General features: G+C 70.9%; 14 protein-coding genes. 10 read left to right on the forward strand and 4 right to left on the reverse strand.

Annotation, left to right across the window (positions count from 1 at the left end):
- Positions 1 to 26: 26 nt before the first annotated feature.
- From OIC96_RS17380 to ilvA, 3 genes are all read right to left on the reverse strand, one after another.
- Positions 27 to 884 carry an ABC transporter permease gene (locus tag OIC96_RS17380; protein WP_330306952.1) on the reverse strand — a complete coding sequence of 286 codons (858 nt, stop codon included), beginning with the start codon at positions 882 to 884 and terminating at the stop codon, positions 27 to 29.
- On the reverse strand, positions 881 to 1,891 hold the full coding sequence (locus tag OIC96_RS17385; RefSeq protein WP_330306951.1) for an ATP-binding cassette domain-containing protein: 1,011 nt from the start codon (positions 1,889 to 1,891) through the stop codon (positions 881 to 883). Before OIC96_RS17385 ends, OIC96_RS17380 begins: the two co-directional genes overlap by 4 nt.
- 129 nt (positions 1,892 to 2,020) lie before the next feature.
- Positions 2,021 to 3,250, reverse strand: a complete 1,230-nt coding sequence (gene ilvA, locus OIC96_RS17390) for a threonine ammonia-lyase (RefSeq protein WP_330306950.1) — start codon at positions 3,248 to 3,250, stop codon at positions 2,021 to 2,023.
- 164 nt (positions 3,251 to 3,414) lie between these two features.
- Between ilvA and OIC96_RS17395 the strand changes: the two genes are divergently transcribed.
- The 3 genes from OIC96_RS17395 to OIC96_RS17405 all read left to right on the forward strand — a co-directional run bounded on the left by OIC96_RS17395 (position 3,415) and on the right by OIC96_RS17405 (position 5,258).
- The gene (locus OIC96_RS17395) at positions 3,415 to 3,921 is read left to right on the forward strand and encodes a MarR family winged helix-turn-helix transcriptional regulator (protein ID WP_330306949.1); all 507 of its coding nucleotides are present in this window, start codon (positions 3,415 to 3,417) and stop codon (positions 3,919 to 3,921) included.
- A gap of 493 nt (positions 3,922 to 4,414) precedes the next feature.
- Positions 4,415 to 4,918, forward strand: coding sequence for a sigma factor-like helix-turn-helix DNA-binding protein (locus OIC96_RS17400; protein ID WP_330306948.1), 504 nt, complete (start codon positions 4,415 to 4,417; stop codon positions 4,916 to 4,918).
- A 91-nt stretch (positions 4,919 to 5,009) separates the two neighbouring features.
- On the forward strand, positions 5,010 to 5,258 hold the full coding sequence (locus OIC96_RS17405; protein ID WP_330306947.1) for a hypothetical protein: 249 nt from the start codon (positions 5,010 to 5,012) through the stop codon (positions 5,256 to 5,258).
- 28 nt (positions 5,259 to 5,286) lie between these two features.
- On the opposite strand, the gene OIC96_RS17410 is transcribed toward OIC96_RS17405, so the two are convergent.
- Positions 5,287 to 6,441 (reverse strand): cystathionine gamma-synthase, encoded by a 1,155-nt coding sequence (locus tag OIC96_RS17410; RefSeq protein ID WP_330306946.1) that lies wholly within the window; start codon positions 6,439 to 6,441, stop codon positions 5,287 to 5,289.
- 132 nt (positions 6,442 to 6,573) lie between these two features.
- Between OIC96_RS17410 and OIC96_RS17415 the strand changes: the two genes are divergently transcribed.
- From OIC96_RS17415 to OIC96_RS17445, 7 genes are all read left to right on the forward strand, one after another.
- The gene (locus OIC96_RS17415; RefSeq protein WP_330306945.1) at positions 6,574 to 7,692 is read left to right on the forward strand and encodes a hypothetical protein; all 1,119 of its coding nucleotides are present in this window, start codon (positions 6,574 to 6,576) and stop codon (positions 7,690 to 7,692) included.
- Positions 7,693 to 7,849: 157 nt separating this feature from the next.
- Positions 7,850 to 8,518: a peptide-methionine (S)-S-oxide reductase MsrA gene (gene msrA, locus OIC96_RS17420; protein WP_330306944.1), complete on the forward strand. Its 669-nt coding sequence runs from the start codon at positions 7,850 to 7,852 to the stop codon at positions 8,516 to 8,518.
- A gap of 216 nt (positions 8,519 to 8,734) precedes the next feature.
- Entirely contained in the window at positions 8,735 to 9,328 is a 594-nt protein-coding gene (locus OIC96_RS17425; RefSeq protein WP_330306943.1) for a DUF4291 domain-containing protein, read from the forward strand.
- A 248-nt stretch (positions 9,329 to 9,576) separates the two neighbouring features.
- Positions 9,577 to 12,012: a SpoIIE family protein phosphatase gene (locus tag OIC96_RS17430; RefSeq protein WP_330306942.1), complete on the forward strand. Its 2,436-nt coding sequence runs from the start codon at positions 9,577 to 9,579 to the stop codon at positions 12,010 to 12,012.
- Positions 12,013 to 12,212: 200 nt separating this feature from the next.
- Positions 12,213 to 12,992 carry an SDR family NAD(P)-dependent oxidoreductase gene (locus OIC96_RS17435; protein WP_330306941.1) on the forward strand — a complete coding sequence of 260 codons (780 nt, stop codon included), beginning with the start codon at positions 12,213 to 12,215 and terminating at the stop codon, positions 12,990 to 12,992.
- 108 nt (positions 12,993 to 13,100) lie between these two features.
- Positions 13,101 to 14,147 (forward strand): iron-siderophore ABC transporter substrate-binding protein, encoded by a 1,047-nt coding sequence (locus tag OIC96_RS17440; protein WP_330306940.1) that lies wholly within the window; start codon positions 13,101 to 13,103, stop codon positions 14,145 to 14,147.
- Positions 14,144 to 15,151, forward strand: coding sequence for a FecCD family ABC transporter permease (locus OIC96_RS17445; RefSeq protein ID WP_330306939.1), 1,008 nt, complete (start codon positions 14,144 to 14,146; stop codon positions 15,149 to 15,151). Before OIC96_RS17440 ends, OIC96_RS17445 begins: the two co-directional genes overlap by 4 nt.
- Positions 15,152 to 15,174 lie beyond the last annotated feature (23 nt).

Raw genomic sequence — 15,174 nt, forward strand, 5'->3', positions numbered from 1 at the left:
AGGTCACGATCGGCCGGTCATCGTCCTCACGCCGTCGCCGAACGGTACTTGCGCACCGCCAGCGTCCTGAATATCAGCGTGATCAGAACCGAGTAGATCACCGAGGCCCAGATCGAGTGCTGCATGGGCCAGGCGTCCGGCTTCGACTGCCCTGGGTTGCCGAAGAGCACCCGGCAGGCCTGCACAGTGGCGCTGAACGGGTTCCAGTCCGCGATGTGCCGCAGCCAGGGCGTCATATTGCTGGAGTCCACGAACGCGTTCGAGATGAACGTGACCGGGAAGAGCCAGATCAGTCCGCCCGACGTGGCCGCCTCCGGTGTGCGGACCGAGAGGCCGATCAGCGCGCCGATCCAGGTGAACGCGTACCCCGCCAGGAGCAGCAGCCCGAAGGCACCCAGCACCTTGCCCGCGTTGGTGTCGCTGTCCGAGCCGACCCGCCAGCCGACCAGCAGGGCGACGATCGCGAGGACCAGCAGGGTCAGCGCGGTCTGTACGAGGTCGGCGAGCGTGCGCCCGGTCAGTACTGCGCCGCGCGCCATGGGCAGCGAGCGGAAGCGGTCGATGAGGCCCTTGTGCATGTCGTCGGCGATGCCCGCGCCGGCGCCCGCGGTGGCGAAGGTGACGGTCTGCGCGAAGATGCCGGCCATCAGGAAGTTGCGGTAGTCGGTGGGGCTGGTGCTGCCGCCGATCATCATGGAGCCGCCGAACACATAGCTGAACAGCACCACGAACATGATCGGCTGGATCAGTCCGAAGATCACCATCTCCGGGATCCGGGACATCCTGATCAGATTGCGCTTGGCGACGACCAGCGAGTCGCGGATGGACTGGCTGAACGGGTTCGAGGGCGCCGCGATCTGCACGGCGTCGGTCACGGCACTCACTTGCCGGCCTCCTTCTGGCGCTTGGGACCCTTGCTGCCGCCCGCCACTCCGTTGCCCTCTTCCCGCTCCTCGGCCATATGGCCCGTGAGCGAGAGGAAGACGTCGTCCAGGGTCGGGCGGCGCAGGCCGATGTCGTCGATCTCGATGCCGCGGGTGTCCAGTTCGCGGATGACCTCCGCGAGGAGCTTCGCGCCGCCGGTGACGGGCACGGTGAGCTTGCGGGTGTGCTCCTCGACCGTGGTCTCGCCCTTGCCGAAGCCGCGCAGCACCTCTGACGCGGCCTCTATGTGCTCGCGCTCGTGCACGACGACCTCGACACGCTCGCCGCCGGTCTGCGCCTTCAGCTGGTCGGCGGTGCCGCGGGCGATGACGCGGCCGTGGTCGACCACGCATATGTCGTGCGCGAGGTGGTCGGCCTCTTCCAGGTACTGGGTGGTCAGCAGCAGCGTCGTACCACCGGAGACCAGCTGCTTGATGACGTCCCACAACTGCTGGCGGTTGCGCGGGTCGAGACCGGTCGTCGGCTCGTCCATGAACATCACCGGGGGCGAGACGACCAGGGCGGCCGCCAGGTCGAGCCGGCGGCGCATACCTCCCGAGTACGTCTTCGCGGTGCGGTCGGCGGCGTCGGCGAGGTTGAACTGCTCCAGGAGTTCGTCCGCCCGCACCTTCGCGGCCTTCGCCTTCATCTGGTAGAGCTGGCCGACCATTTGCAGGTTCTCGCGGCCGGTCAGGTACTCGTCGACCGCGGCGAACTGTCCGGAGAGGCCGACCCTGCGGCGGACCGCGTCGGGGTGTTTGAGTACGTCGACGCCCGCGACGACCGCCGTGCCGCTGTCGGGGCGCAGCAGGGTCGTCAGACAGCGGACCGCGGTCGTCTTTCCCGCGCCGTTCGGCCCGAGCAGGCCCAGAACGGTGCCTTCCGGGACATCGAGATCGACGCCGTCCAGAGCCCTTACGTCACCGAAGGTCTTCACCAGGCCTTCGGCATAGATGGCGCCTGGCATGTGAGTTCTCCACGTCGTTGGGGATTTTCACGAAATGAGCAGCAAGGGACACACCGTAACGCGATGTATCGCGTTGCTCAACAGATTTTTCCACCCGGGACTGACAGTGGCCCTGCCGTGGCCCTGACCTCAGTCGATGACCGTGTAACCCGCCTCGCGCAGCGCCAGGTTCACCTCGGCGCAGTGCTCGGGCCCCTTCGTCTCCAGGTGCAGCTCGACCTCCACCTCCGTGAGTCCGAGCCGTGGATCGGTCCGTACGTGGCTCACATCGAGGACGTTAGCGTCCGCCACTGACAACACCCCGAGAAGTGTGGCCAGGGCTCCGGGACGGTCGGTCAGCCGCAGCGTCACCGCCAGATAGCGGCCGCCCGCCGCCATGCCGTGCCGCAGGATGCGCTGCATCAGCAGCGGGTCCACGTTCCCGCCCGACAGCAGGGCCACCACCGGGCCCTCGAAGGCCCCGGGCTCGCGCAGCAACGCCGCGACGGGGCTCGCGCCGGCCGGTTCGACGACCAGCTTGGCGCGCTCCAGACAGAGCAGCAGCGCGCTGGACAGATTGTCCTCGGAGACCGTGCGCACCTCGTCCACCAGCTCCTCGACAAGGCGGAACGGCACATCGCCGGGCCGTCCGACCTTGATGCCGTCGGCCATCGTCGCCGGGTTCTCGATCGACACCGGGCGCCCGGCCGCCAGGGAGGGCGGGTACGCCGCCGCGCCCTCCGCCTGCACACCGACGATCCGTACGTCCGGACGCAGCGACTTCACCGCGAGCGCGACACCCGCGGCCAGCCCGCCGCCGCCGATCCCGACGACGATCGTGCGCACCTCGGGGCACTGCTCCAGGATCTCCAGGCCGACCGTGCCCTGGCCCGCGATGATGTCGGGGTGGTCGAAGGGGTGGATGAACACCGCGCCCGTCTCGGCCGCGTACTCCTGCGCGGCGGCCAGCGTCTCGTCGACCACCTGTCCGTGCAGCCTCACCTCGGCGCCGTAGTCGTGTGTGGCCGCGACCTTCGGCAGCGGGGCGCCGGTGGGCATGAACACCGTGGAACGCACGCCGAGCAGCGCGGAGGCCAGGGCGACGCCCTGCGCGTGGTTTCCGGCGCTCGCGGCGACGACACCCGCGGCGCGCTCCTCGGGAAGCAGCCCCGCGATCCGCACATACGCGCCGCGCAGCTTGAACGAACCCGTGCGCTGGAGGTTCTCGCACTTGAAGTGGACCGGTGCGCCCACCAGCTGGGTCAGATACCTGCTGCCCTCCATCGCGGTCACCCGCGCCACACCCGTGAGCATCTTCTGCGCGCCACGTACGTCGTCGAGAGTCACGCTGGGAAAGGAGTCAGCCGTGCTGTAGCTCATGACCACCAGTCTCGCAGTTCACGCGGGTCCCCTCCTGGTGTGACCACGCTCCGAGACCGGTTTGCGCAGCGCCGGTACGACCCGCCTCCCAGCCGCGTACCCTGTCCCCCAACCCAGCTCCCCACGCATGAATTGAGCCCCCGGCCATGCCCACAACACCAGAAATGTCGATGGACATGACGACCGTCGGTGACACCGGTCTCCTGGACACGCTTCAGCACGAGGTAGCGGTATTCGCGCGCCGTGCCGAACAGACCCGGCTCGGCGGGGTGGGGCAGGTGCGCAACTCCATGGACCGCGCCGCGTACCTGCTGCTCAACCGCCTCGACAAGGAAGGCCCGATGGGCGTCAAGGCGCTCGCCGCGAGCATGGGCATCGACTCCTCGACGGTCACCCGGCAGGTGGCCCCGCTGGTCGACACCGGGCTCGTCAAGCGCACGTCGCACCCCGAGGACGGGCGCGCGGTGGTGCTCCAGCTGTCGCCGCGCGGGCAGTCCCGGCTCGACGAAGTGCGCTCCTCCAGGCGTCAGTTGATGGCCGAGCTGACACACGACTGGGCGCCGGAGGAGCGCGAGGCGTTCTGCACGCTCCTCACGCGCTTCAACAGCGCCCTTTCCGCCCGCCAGGCCGCGCAGGGCATGCCGGTGTCGGAGCCGGAGCCGACTTCCTGAACTTCCGCGGGGCACTTCACCGTGTCCGCGGTCTCCACGCGCGCGTGGGCCACTTCCCGAGGCCTCGGCCGCGCGAAGGTGGTTGTCCGGGCTCCACGCGCGGGTGGGCGATTTCCAGCACGCGCGGGCGCCCTCCCGTGCCCCATGCGCGGGTGGGTGATTTCCAGGATCCCGGTCCCCAGGCGCGCGGGTGACATCCCAGCATCTCCACGCGCGCGTAGGTCATCCGGCGCGGGCGGCCCGATGCGCCGGCACGGCTCGCCGTGCGGCTCGCTGCCGGTTCCGCACGCGCGCGGAGATCTTTCCCCGGGCCTGCGCGCGCGACGTAAACCCCTCCCCCGCTCCCCACGCGCGCGTGCATGTGCGCCGGACTCTTGACCGGAAGGCGGCACCTGGCCTCATATGAGACCGGGTCCTTGTCGTACGCGGTGCGGCATGTCGTACGCGGCCGGGGCTCCGTTTCCCTCAGGGTCGCCCTCAGACGGGAGGCGCGGTGCGAGAACGGCATGCGTCCCAAGGCGCCCGCCGGGCCCGGGAGTTCGAGGCGTTCGTCGCGGGCGCGGCCGGGCGGCTGCTGCATGCCGCCACGCTGCTCACGGCGGAGCCCCGGGACGCCAACCCGCGTGCCCGGCGCCTGCTGACGCTGGCCCTCGCCCACACGTACGCCTCCTGGGACCGGCTGCGCGGCGAGGACCCGTACGACTGCGCGCGCCAGCAACTGGCCGTCCGCTTCGCGCGCGCGGCCTGGCATCAGCACGGGAGCTTCGGGCGGCTCCGGTTCCGTCCCTCCGCCGACACCGTCCTGGCGCGGCTCACACCCCAGGAGCGGCTGATTCTGGTCCTCAGGCTGTACGAGGGGGTCGCCGAGGAACAGACGGCGGCCCTGCTCGGGCTCCCCACGGAACGGGTCCGGGCGATCTGCGCCCGCGCGATGGCGACGCTGCTGCACCCGCCGCGGGGCCCGGCACCGACCAGGGTGGAGGTGGCACCCTCATGACTGCGCCCTCTCGGGGGACATCCCCCGGACCCCCGGCAGCGGAAACAAGCCGGACCGCTCGTCCGGCGCGCCCTGCGCGAGGTGATCTTCCGTGAACCGGCCCGAGCGCGAGGCGGCCGTACGGCGGATGCTGGAGCAGGCGCCGCCCCCGGTACCGCCCGACCTGTACGCGGACGTCGTACGCCGTGGCGGGCGCATGCTGCGCCGCAGGACGGTGGCCCGGCGTCTGATGTGGCTGCTGCTGTTCGCCGCGGCCGTCGCCTTCATCGTCTGGGCGTTGATGGCCCGTCCGTGGGTGGAGCCGCCGTCGGAGACGACTCCACCGCTGACGGGCTGGTAGGCCTGCCGGCCGGCAGGCCTCCTGATGCCTAGCCGAGGGCCTGCTGGAGGTCCTGGAGCAGGTCGTCGACGTTCTCGATGCCCACGGAGAGACGTACGAGGTCGGCGGGGACCTCGAGCGCCGAACCGGCCGCCGACGCGTGTGTCATGCGTCCCGGGTGCTCGATCAGGGACTCGACACCGCCCAGGGACTCGCCGAGCGTGAACACCTTGGCGCGGTTGCAGACCTCGACAGCAGCCTCCTCGCCGCCCTCGACCTGGAAGGAGATCATGCCGCCGAACGCCTTCATCTGCTTGGCGGCGACCTCGTGACCCGGGTGCTCCGGGAGGCCCGGGTAGAGAACGCGCGTCACGCGCGCGTGCCGGGTGAGCATCTCGGCGACCTTGCCGGCGTTCTCGCTGTGCCGGTCCATGCGCACGGAGAGCGTCTTGGTGCCGCGCAGCACCAGCCAGGAGTCGAAGGGCCCGGCGACCGCGCCCATCGCGTTCTGGTGGTACGCCAGCTCCTCGCCGAGCTCCTGGTCGCCGACGATCAGGGCGCCGCCCACGACGTCCGAGTGGCCGCCCATGTACTTGGTCAGGGAGTGCACGACGACGTCCGCGCCGAGCGCGAGCGGCTGCTGGAGGTAGGGGGTCGCGAAGGTGTTGTCGACGACGAGCTTGGCGCCCGCCTCGCGCGCGATCTGCGCGACCGCGGCGATGTCGGTGATGCCGAGGAGGGGGTTGGAGGGCGTCTCGACCCAGACCGCCTTGGTCTTCGGGGTGAGGGCGGCCCGTACGGAGTCGGGGTCGCTGGTGTCGGCCACGGACCACTCCACGCCCCACCGGGAGACGACCTTCGCGAAGAGGCGGAACGTGCCGCCGTACGCGTCGTTGGGGATCACCACGTGGTCGCCGGGGCTCAGCAGCGTACGCAACAGGCAGTCCTCGGCCGCCAGTCCGGACGCGAACGCGAGGCCGCGACGGCCGCCCTCCAGGGCCGCGAGGTTCTCTTCCAGGGCGGTCCTGGTCGGATTGGCGCTGCGGCTGTACTCGTAGCCGCCGCGCAGCCCGCCCACGCCGTCCTGCTTGTAGGTCGAGACCTGGTAGATCGGCGGGACGACCGCGCCGGTGAGGGGATCGGCGGTGTTGCCCGCGTGGATCGCGAGGGTCTCGAAGTGCTGACTGATGTGCCTGTCGCTCATGGGTCCCGAGCGTAGTGCGCCCGCGAGGCTGATGACGGCGTACGCCCTGCGCGAGGGCCTCGGGCCCGCCGGAACCGGGCCGGAGTCCGACCAGGTTGGCCAATTGTCGGACCAGTCTGGTTCGCTTGAGGCATGGAGATTCTCTGGGTCCTGATGGCGCTGGCCATGTTCAGCCTGGTTCTGCTGCCAGTGCTGATGCGCAGGCGCGCCGGAATACAGCAGGTCGCGCCCGGCGACCCGGACGCCGCGGACCCGGCGCACTACGGGTTCCTGCGGCAGGAGGAGCTGGACATCCGCATGCCGGGCCCGGACCACGACCTGCTGGACGTGCTGGACCTGGTGCAGCGCACGCAGGACTACGGCTCCGCCTCGCAGCTGCTCGCGGGCACGGAAGTGGAGGGCGAGCGGCGCTGGCAGCGCGTGCAGGCCTTCGCGGGCGCCGCGTCGCTGGAGCTCCAGCAGCGCCCCGGCGGGGTCAGCGAGACGCCGGGCGGGCAGTGGCTGCGGGTGTGGCGGGCCGAGAAGCCCAAGGACGCGGGCAGCGCGGCGGTGCACGCGGAGTTCCTGGTGCAGCAGGCGTGGCGTACGTCGACGCCGGGGACGGACGAGTTCCGGATCATCATGGAGGAGGCGCGGGCGGCGTGCGGCGAGGCGGCCCTTCTCTCCCCCGGTGACCCGATCCCGTACATCATCGAACTGTCGGTGGCCCGCGGACTCGCCTACCCCCAGCCGGAGTTCGAGAAGCTCTGGCTGAAGATCCTGGACCGCGCGCCGTCCCACATGGGAGCGCATCTGGCGGCCCTGCACTACTGGTGCGAGAAGTGGCACGGCTCGCGGGAGGTGGCGTACTCCTTCGCGGAGGCCGCGGCAGCACGCGCCCCCCAAGGCTCCCTCCTCGCCGCGATGCCCCTCTTCGCGGTCTTCGAGCACCTCCCCGAGGTGAACCTGGTCCGCAGCTTCTACCAGAGCGAGGTCGTGACGAAGGCGGTCCACGGCGCGCTCTTCGCGGTCCACGCGGCCCGCCCCGACGACCCGATGCTGGCGCATGTCCGCCACCTCCTGGTCTTCTTCCTCGTCCGCGGCGAGCGCTGGTCGGAGGCGATGAACCAGCTGGTGCACGTGGACGGCCACGTGGGCGCGCTGCCCTGGACCCTCACCGACGACCCGGCGGCCGACTACGCGATATACCGGGCGCTGGCGGTGGCGGGGTACGAGGCGAACGGTGGGAGCCCGGCGACGCTGTCGCACTGAGGCAAGGCGCCCGCGCCACCAGGCCGCCGGCATTCCGGCCGCCAAGCCGTCGGCATGGCGGCCACCAGACCGTCGGAATTCCGGCCGGGGTTCCTGCGTTGAAGAGCACGGACCCCACCCCCCGGCCCCGTGCCCCAGTAACCCCCGTGGAGACCGCATGTTCCTGCACAGCCGTACACCGCAGCTCCCGACCCCCGAGCAGGCTCTGCGCGGCCGCCCCGAGCCGACCTTCACGGTCCCCGACCGCCACACGGTCCTCGGCACCCCGCTCCTCGGCCCCTACCCCGAGGGCCTGGAGATCGCCGACTTCGGCCTGGGCTGCTTCTGGGGCGCCGAGCGCAAGTTCTGGCAGCTCCCGGCGGGCGTGTACACGACCCTCGTCGGCTACCAGGGCGGCTTCACCGAGCACCCCACCTACGAAGAGGTCTGCTCGGGCCTGACCGGCCACACGGAGGCGGTCCGCGTGGTCTACGACCCGTCCGTGGTGTCGTACGAGCGGCTCCTCCAGCTCTTCTGGGAGTCCCACAACCCGACCCAGGGCTTCCGCCAGGGCAACGACGTGGGCACCCAGTACCGCTCCGCCATCTACACCCACACCCCGGCCCAGGCCGCGACGGCGACCGCCTCCCGCGAGGCCTACCAGAAGGTCCTCACGGGCTCGGGCTACGGCACGATCACCACGGAGCTGCTCCCCGCGGAGGGGCGCACCTTCTATCCGGCGGAGGGGTACCACCAGCAGTACCTCGACAAGAATCCGGCGGGTTACTGCGGGATCGGCGGAACGGGCGTTTCCTGCCCGATCGGCGTGGCGCCCGCCGACGGATGACAAGCACGGGGGCGTCAGAGGTCGACGTACTGGCGGCCCCTCGCGGAAGGCCGCGATGCCCGCTGGTGGTGACTCCGCAAACCGACCGTCCTGCCACCGGGCTGGTGACGACACCGGCAACCCGCACGGTGGTGCTGCGGCGGGCGCACCCCGTATCCGTGGACGGCGGTCGAAAACCAGTGGCCGCCTGAACGGGCCGACCTCACGCTGTACGCCATGGAAGAACCACAACGCAGGATCCGCGCGGCCCACGCGGAATCCACGATCACCGTCTACCAGGCGTACTCCCCGGAGATCGGCCTGCCCGCCGTCCGCGAGGGCCGTTTCCCCGCCGCGTGGAAACGGGACAGGATGACGTGGATCAAGCCGTCGTTCCTGTGGATGATGTACCGCTGCGGCTGGGGCACGAAGGCAGGTCAGGAGACCGTTCTGGCCGTCGAGATCACCCGCGAAGGCTTCGAGTGGGCGCTGCGCCACGCGTGCCTGTCGAGCTACGTCCACGGGGTACACCCCGACCGGGCCACCTGGCAGCGTCAGTTGAAGCATGCGCCCGCTCGCGTCCAGTGGGACCCCGAGCGGGACCTGCACCTGCGGCCCCTGCCGTACCGGTCCCTGCAACTCGGCCTCTCCGGTGAGGCCGTACGACGCTACGCGGACGAGTGGACGGTCGCCATCCGCGACGTGGCCCCGCTCGCCCACGAGATCCACGCCCTCGTCAGCGGTGGTGACCTGGACTCCGCCGCCCGGCTGCTGCCCCAGGAACGTCCATACCCCCTTGGAAATGGACTCCCTGCCCACCTACGGGGTTGACGGGCCGCTTCACTCAACAGCCGGCTGCGGCCGACGGGGCACATGACAGCACAGGCCCGCCGGGTCGGAGGTCAGGCTGAGTACCCCGTTCGAAACCGACTGGGGGCGTCCTGCCCGGCGAACATCGCGTCGGTGCCGGAGGCATCGGAGCAGTAACCGAACCAGCCGGACTGCCGGGCCGGGAGAGACGGGAGGGTCGCGAACGGAGACCGCGGGGAGGAACATCGGAGTTAGGCAAGGTGGTGGCTATGGCGATGCCGTCGATGCATTTCAGCGAGAGTCCGGAGGATCCGTTCGCCCTCAGGCGTGGCGCCACGGCGGTGCTCGACGATCAAGGCACCGTGGTCGGCTGGAGCGCACGTGCACAGGAGTTGCTGGGCTATCCGGCCAAGGAAGTGATCGGACGGGCGTGGCAGGACCTCCTGGTGGACGCCCTTGACCTGCCTGTCGTGCGGTCCGTCGTCGTGGACGCCATGAGGACGGGGGGCTGGTTCGGGGTCCTGCCCGTCCGACACCGCGACGGACGGCGGATGGAGATGGGTTTCCGGGCCCGCGCGATCACTCGGGACGGGGACCGTCAGGAGTGGGTCCTGGTCGGAGCCCCCGCCGCGGAGGTCATTGCCTGGCAGCGGGACCGTGCGCTGCTGGACGGCCTCTACCGCCGGTCCCCGATCGGTCTGGTCACTTACGGCCCGGACAGCAGAGTGATCCGGGTCAACCGTGCGGTCGAGAAGGCAAGCGGTGTCCCGGCCGAGGCGCCGGTGGGCCGTCGCCCTCGCGAATTCATGGTCGACGAGGACGCGGGTCCGACCGAGGAGCGGGTACGGCACGTCCTGGAGACCGGTGAGCCGTTGATCTTCACGGAGCAGTCGGCCCGGGCACGCCATGATCCGGGCCGGGACCGGATCGTGTCCATCTCGGCGTTCCGGATGGAAGACCCCTCGGGCCGGGTGCTCGGCGTGGCCGAGACGATCGAGGACGTGACCGACCGCCACCGGGCCCAACGCAGGCTCGCCCTGCTGAACGAGGCAAGCGCCAAGATCGGAACCTCACTGGACGTGACACAGACCGCTCGGGAACTGGCCGAGGTGGCTGCCGACGGCCTGGCCGACTACTGCTCTGTGGATCTCCTCAAGCCGGTGACACTGGGTGACGAGCCGGTTTCCGGTGCGTCGGGTCCGCTGATCCGAGCTGCCCTCTCACCCCCAGAACAGCGCGTCCCGTTCCAGGAAGGCGATGTGGTCCCGCTGCTTCCGGAATCTCCGCAGGCGCGGTGCCTGTTCGAGCGTCGCCCGATTCTTGAAGGACTGCTGTCCCTCCGCCCCGAGTGGTACGCCATGGACCGTCGGCGGGTCGAGATCGCCTTGGGTCTCGGAGTTCATTCGCTGATCGCGGTGCCCCTGGTCGCGCGCGGTCTGGTACTGGGCGTAGTGAGCCTGTGGCGATCGCGCTATTCGGAGCCTTTTGAGGACGACGATGCCGCCGTGGCCCAGGAGCTCTCCTCGCGTGCGGCCGTCTGCATAGACAACGCGCGCCGCTTCACCCAGCAGCAGAGCGCCGCCCTGACTCTGCAGCGCAGTCTGCTGCCGAGCGCGGCGTCCGACCTGCCGGCCGTCGAGGTGGCCTGCCGATACCTCCCAGCGAGCAGTGAACCGGGCATCGGCGGTGACTGGTTCGACGTGATCCCGTTGTCAGGGGCCCGGGTCGCCCTCGTTGTGGGAGACGTGGTCGGCCACGGCATCCACGCTGCGGCCTCGATGGGCCGCCTGCGCGCCGCCGTGCGCACCCTGGCCAGCCTCGACCTGGAACCGGACGAGGTGGTGGCGGGGCTGGACGATCTGGTCAGTCTGCTGGCCACCGAGCTGGAGGCGAACACCGACGGCAATGGGTCGGTGATCGAGCAGATGCTGGGGGCCACCTGCGTCTACGCGGTCTACGATCCGGTCTCCCGGCACTGCTCCCTGGCGCGCGCCGGCCACCCGGCACCGATGGTGACCACGCCGGACGGCGAGGTCACCGTGCTCGACCTGCCCGCAGGCCCACCGCTCGGACTGGGCGGACTGCCGTTCGAGACGTACGACCTCGACCTCCCCGAGGGAAGCCTGCTCACGCTCTACACCAACGGTCTTCTGGAGGCGCGCAACGGCGACATCGACGGCGCGCTGGAGCACCTGCACGAATGTCTCACCCACTCCGCCGATCCCCTGGACAGCACCTGCCATGCCGTGGTCGAAGCGCTGCTGCCCAAGGAGCACCTCCCCATCGACGACATCGCGCTGCTCATCGCCCGTACCCGGGTGCTGCCCCCAGAGAATGTCGCCACATGGCAGCTGCCCTTGGAAGCGACCTCCGCTGCCCGTGCCAGGGAGCTGACCACGGCGAAACTGACCGAATGGGGGCTGTCGGAACTGGCCTTCACCACCGAGCTGGTCGCCAGCGAGCTCGTCACCAACACCTACCGGTACGCGGCCGGCCCCGTCACCCTGCGCCTCATCCGTACGCACTGCCTGATCTGTGAGGTGTCCGACACCAGCCACACCTCGCCTCACCTCCGACGGGCCCTCAGCACGGACGAGGGCGGCCGCGGGCTCTTCCTGGTCGCGCAGGTCACGGAGCGGTGGGGCACCCGCTACACCCACGACGGCAAGACCGTCTGGACGGAGCAGCCGCTGCCGCACGCGTGACCCGCGACGACGGCGTGTCTGTTCCGCCAGGTGCTGTCGCGGCGGATCGAGTTGCCTGCTCTGTGCGGCTGGCGTGGTCGGTGCCGCCGAGAGGAGACGCGCGTGATCGCAATGCGAATCTTCGGCGGGTACCGTCGCTGAACGCCCGCTCCGGGAACCCCCGGCCGCTCCCACCGGCACTCCCCCTCTAGGGTGCGGGAATGATCTCGCAGACCTACCTCTCCGAACTGTTCTCGCTGGACGGACGCGTCGCCGTGGTCACCGGTGGCAGTTCCGGCATCGGACGCGCCATCGCCGGGGCCCTGGCGCGTGCGGGGGCGAGTGTCGTGGTCGTGGCGCGCAAGGAGGCGGAGCTGGCGGCGACGGTCGGTGAGTTGGCGGCGGACGGCTGTCGGGCGGCCTGGGTGAGCGCCGATCTGAGCACGCGCGACGGCGTGCGTACGGCGGCCGAGGAGGCAGCCGGGGCATTCGGGGAGCCCGACATCCTCGTCAACTCCGCCGGTATCAACTTGCGTCCGCCGATGGGTGAGTTGGGCGAGGAGGTGTGGGACACCACCATGGCGGTGAACCTGGAGGCGCCCTACCTGCTGGGACAGCGGTTCGGGCCCGGTATGGCCGAACGGGGCTTCGGGCGGATCATCCACATCACCTCCCAGCAGGCGCACCGGGCGTTCGTCCAGAGCGGCGCCTACGGTGTCTCCAAGGGGGCGTTGGAGTCGCTGGCCCGTTCGCAGGCCGAGGCCTGGTCGCCGTACGGCGTCACCTGCAACACGCTGGTGCCGGGCTTCGTGATGACGCCGCTCAACGCGCGACTGTCGACCGACCCGGAGAAGGTGGCGGCGCTGGCCGCGCGCACGATGGTCGGGCGCAATGGTCTGGCCGAGGATTTCGAGGGCGCGGCGGTGTTCCTGGCGAGCCGCGCCTCCGCCTACGTCACCGGACAGTCGATCTTCGTCGACGGCGGCCTCTCCGTTCACTGAGCCCGCGACCGGAGACGGCTCCCGACCCCCTGGTCCCCCAACCCCTCCGAGAGGCAGCTAAGGTAAGCCTTGCCTTAGTCGTCGTCGGAGTGGTTGGTCGGAGTGGTTGTGCGCGCGTTGAGGTGGAAGGCCGTTCTGGCCGTGTCCGTCGTCGGAGGAATGGTGGTCGGCTGCTCGGCGGGCGCTGACAACGATGCCAAGGAGGCGAGCGGCGGAGGGTCGCGCAATCTCGTCGCCGGGGCCTCGGAGGGGCCGTCCGCCGCGCCGAGCGCCCTCTCGAAGGGGATGGGCGCGGACACCGACGCGGACGGGAAGTTCCCGCGCACCGTCGGGCACTTCGCGGGCTCGACCGAGGTCAAGGCGGCGCCGAAGCGGATCGCCGTGCTCAGCACCGGCCAGCTGGACGACCTGCTGTCCCTGGGCGTCGTACCGGCCGCCACCACGCGCGCCGACAACGCGGGGCTCGTGCCGGACTATCTCCAGGACGCCTTCCCGACGTACAAGAAGGCGCTCGCGAAGATGACCGACGCGGGGACCCGTACCGCGCCGAATCTGGAGAGTCTGGCCGCCGCCAAGCCCGATCTCATCCTCGCCAACGACTCGCTCGGCGATCTCTACCCGAAGCTCAAGAAGATCGCCCCGACCGTCATCACCGCCGGCAACGGCATCAACTGGAAGCGGGACCTGCTGCTCGTCGGCGACGCCATCGGCAAGGGCGGCCAGGCGCGGGAGATGCTCGACGACATCACCGGCGACGCCGCCGAGCAGGGCAGGAGTCTCGGCGATCCCACCGTCTCCATGGTGCGGTTCACGCCCGGCCGCACGCGGATGTTCGGCGTCTCGTCCTTCACCGGGTCCCTCGCCGTCGACATGGGGCTCGGCCGGCCCACGTCGCAGCGGTTCAAGGCGATTTCGCAGGACATCGGCCCGGAGAGCATCGATGTCGCCGACGGTGACTGGATCTTCTACTCGGTGCAGGGCGACGCGTCCAGGACCGACGCCGGGAGCGTGCTCGCCGGACCGCTGTGGAAGTCGATGAAGGCCGTCAAGGCCGGTCACGCGGTGAAGGTCGACGACGACCCGTGGTACCTCAACGCCGGTCCGACCGCCGCACGGCTCGTCATCAAGCAGCTCGCGGACACCCTGAGCACGTGACCGGTCGTACGACGGCCGCCCGGCGCGGCGCCTGGCTCACCGCCGCTCTCCTCCTCACACTCACGGCCGTGGCCCTCAGCCTCGCCGTCGGCACCCGGCCCGTCCCGCCGTCCGCCGTCCTCGACGCCCTGGTGCACGGCGGCGGTACGCCGGACGCCCTGGTCGTACGGTCGTTGCGGGTGCCGCGCACCGCGATCGGGCTGACGGCCGGGGCCGCGCTCGGGCTCGCCGGGGCGGCCCTGCAGGCGGTCAGCCGCAATCCGCTCGCCGATCCGGGGATCCTCGGGCTGAGCCAGGGCGCGGCGGCCGGTGTCGTGTGCGCGATCGCGCTCGGGCTCGCGAACGGCTTCGCCGGATACGTCTGGTACGCCTTCGCCGGTGCCGTCGTCGCCGCGTGTGCCGTGTACGCCATCGCCTCGCGCGGGCGCGGCGGTGCCTCCCCGGTGAAGCTGGCGCTCGCCGGGACCGCGCTGTCGGCGATGACGGCGGGCGCCACGACCGTCGTACTGACGTCGAGTTCGGCCACGCTGGACCAGTTCCGCTTCTGGCAGGTGGGCGCGATCGGCGGACGCGACGCGGGAACGGTGGGGCGGATGCTCCCCTTCCTCCTCGCGGGCGCGCTGCTCGTGCTGGCCTGCGCCCGCGGCCTGGACGCGCTCGCGCTGGGCGACGACACCGCGCGGGCGCTGGGCCACCGGGTCGCGCTCGTACGGGGCTGTGCGGCGCTCGGCGCGACCGTGCTCACGGCGTCGGCGGTCGCCGCCGCGGGCCCCATCGCGTTCATCGGCCTCGCCGTACCCCATCTCGCCCGCCGCCTCGTCTCCGGCGGCCACCGCTGGACCCTCCCGCTCTCCGCCCTCCTCGGCGCGGCCCTGCTGCTCGCGGCGGATGTCGCCGGGCGCGTGGTCCGCGCGCCCGCGGAGGTCCCGGCCGGGGTGATGACCGCGCTGGTGGGGGTTCCGGTGCTGGTCGTGCTCGTACGGCGGAAGGGGGCGGTCACGTGACGGCGGCAGCCACCGGAGTGAGC

The organism is Streptomyces sp. NBC_00775 (genome assembly GCF_036347135.1).
Classification (GTDB): Bacteria; Actinomycetota; Actinomycetes; order Streptomycetales; family Streptomycetaceae; genus Streptomyces; species Streptomyces lutosisoli.

What these genes read in the sequence shown, in the direction of transcription:
- OIC96_RS17385 (WP_330306951.1), bottom strand. Translation starts at nt 1,891, where the DNA reads ATGCCAGGCGCCATCTATGCCGAAGGCCTGGTGAAGACCTTCGGTGAC.
- ilvA (WP_330306950.1), bottom strand. Translation starts at nt 3,250, where the DNA reads ATGAGCTACAGCACGGCTGACTCCTTTCCCAGCGTGACTCTCGACGAC.
- OIC96_RS17395 (WP_330306949.1), top strand. Translation starts at nt 3,415, where the DNA reads ATGTCGATGGACATGACGACCGTCGGTGACACCGGTCTCCTGGACACG.
- OIC96_RS17410 (WP_330306946.1), bottom strand. Translation starts at nt 6,441, where the DNA reads ATGAGCGACAGGCACATCAGTCAGCACTTCGAGACCCTCGCGATCCAC.
- OIC96_RS17415 (WP_330306945.1), top strand. Translation starts at nt 6,574, where the DNA reads ATGGAGATTCTCTGGGTCCTGATGGCGCTGGCCATGTTCAGCCTGGTT.
- msrA (WP_330306944.1), top strand. Translation starts at nt 7,850, where the DNA reads ATGTTCCTGCACAGCCGTACACCGCAGCTCCCGACCCCCGAGCAGGCT.
- OIC96_RS17425 (WP_330306943.1), top strand. Translation starts at nt 8,735, where the DNA reads ATGGAAGAACCACAACGCAGGATCCGCGCGGCCCACGCGGAATCCACG.
- OIC96_RS17430 (WP_330306942.1), top strand. Translation starts at nt 9,577, where the DNA reads ATGGCGATGCCGTCGATGCATTTCAGCGAGAGTCCGGAGGATCCGTTC.
- OIC96_RS17435 (WP_330306941.1), top strand. Translation starts at nt 12,213, where the DNA reads ATGATCTCGCAGACCTACCTCTCCGAACTGTTCTCGCTGGACGGACGC.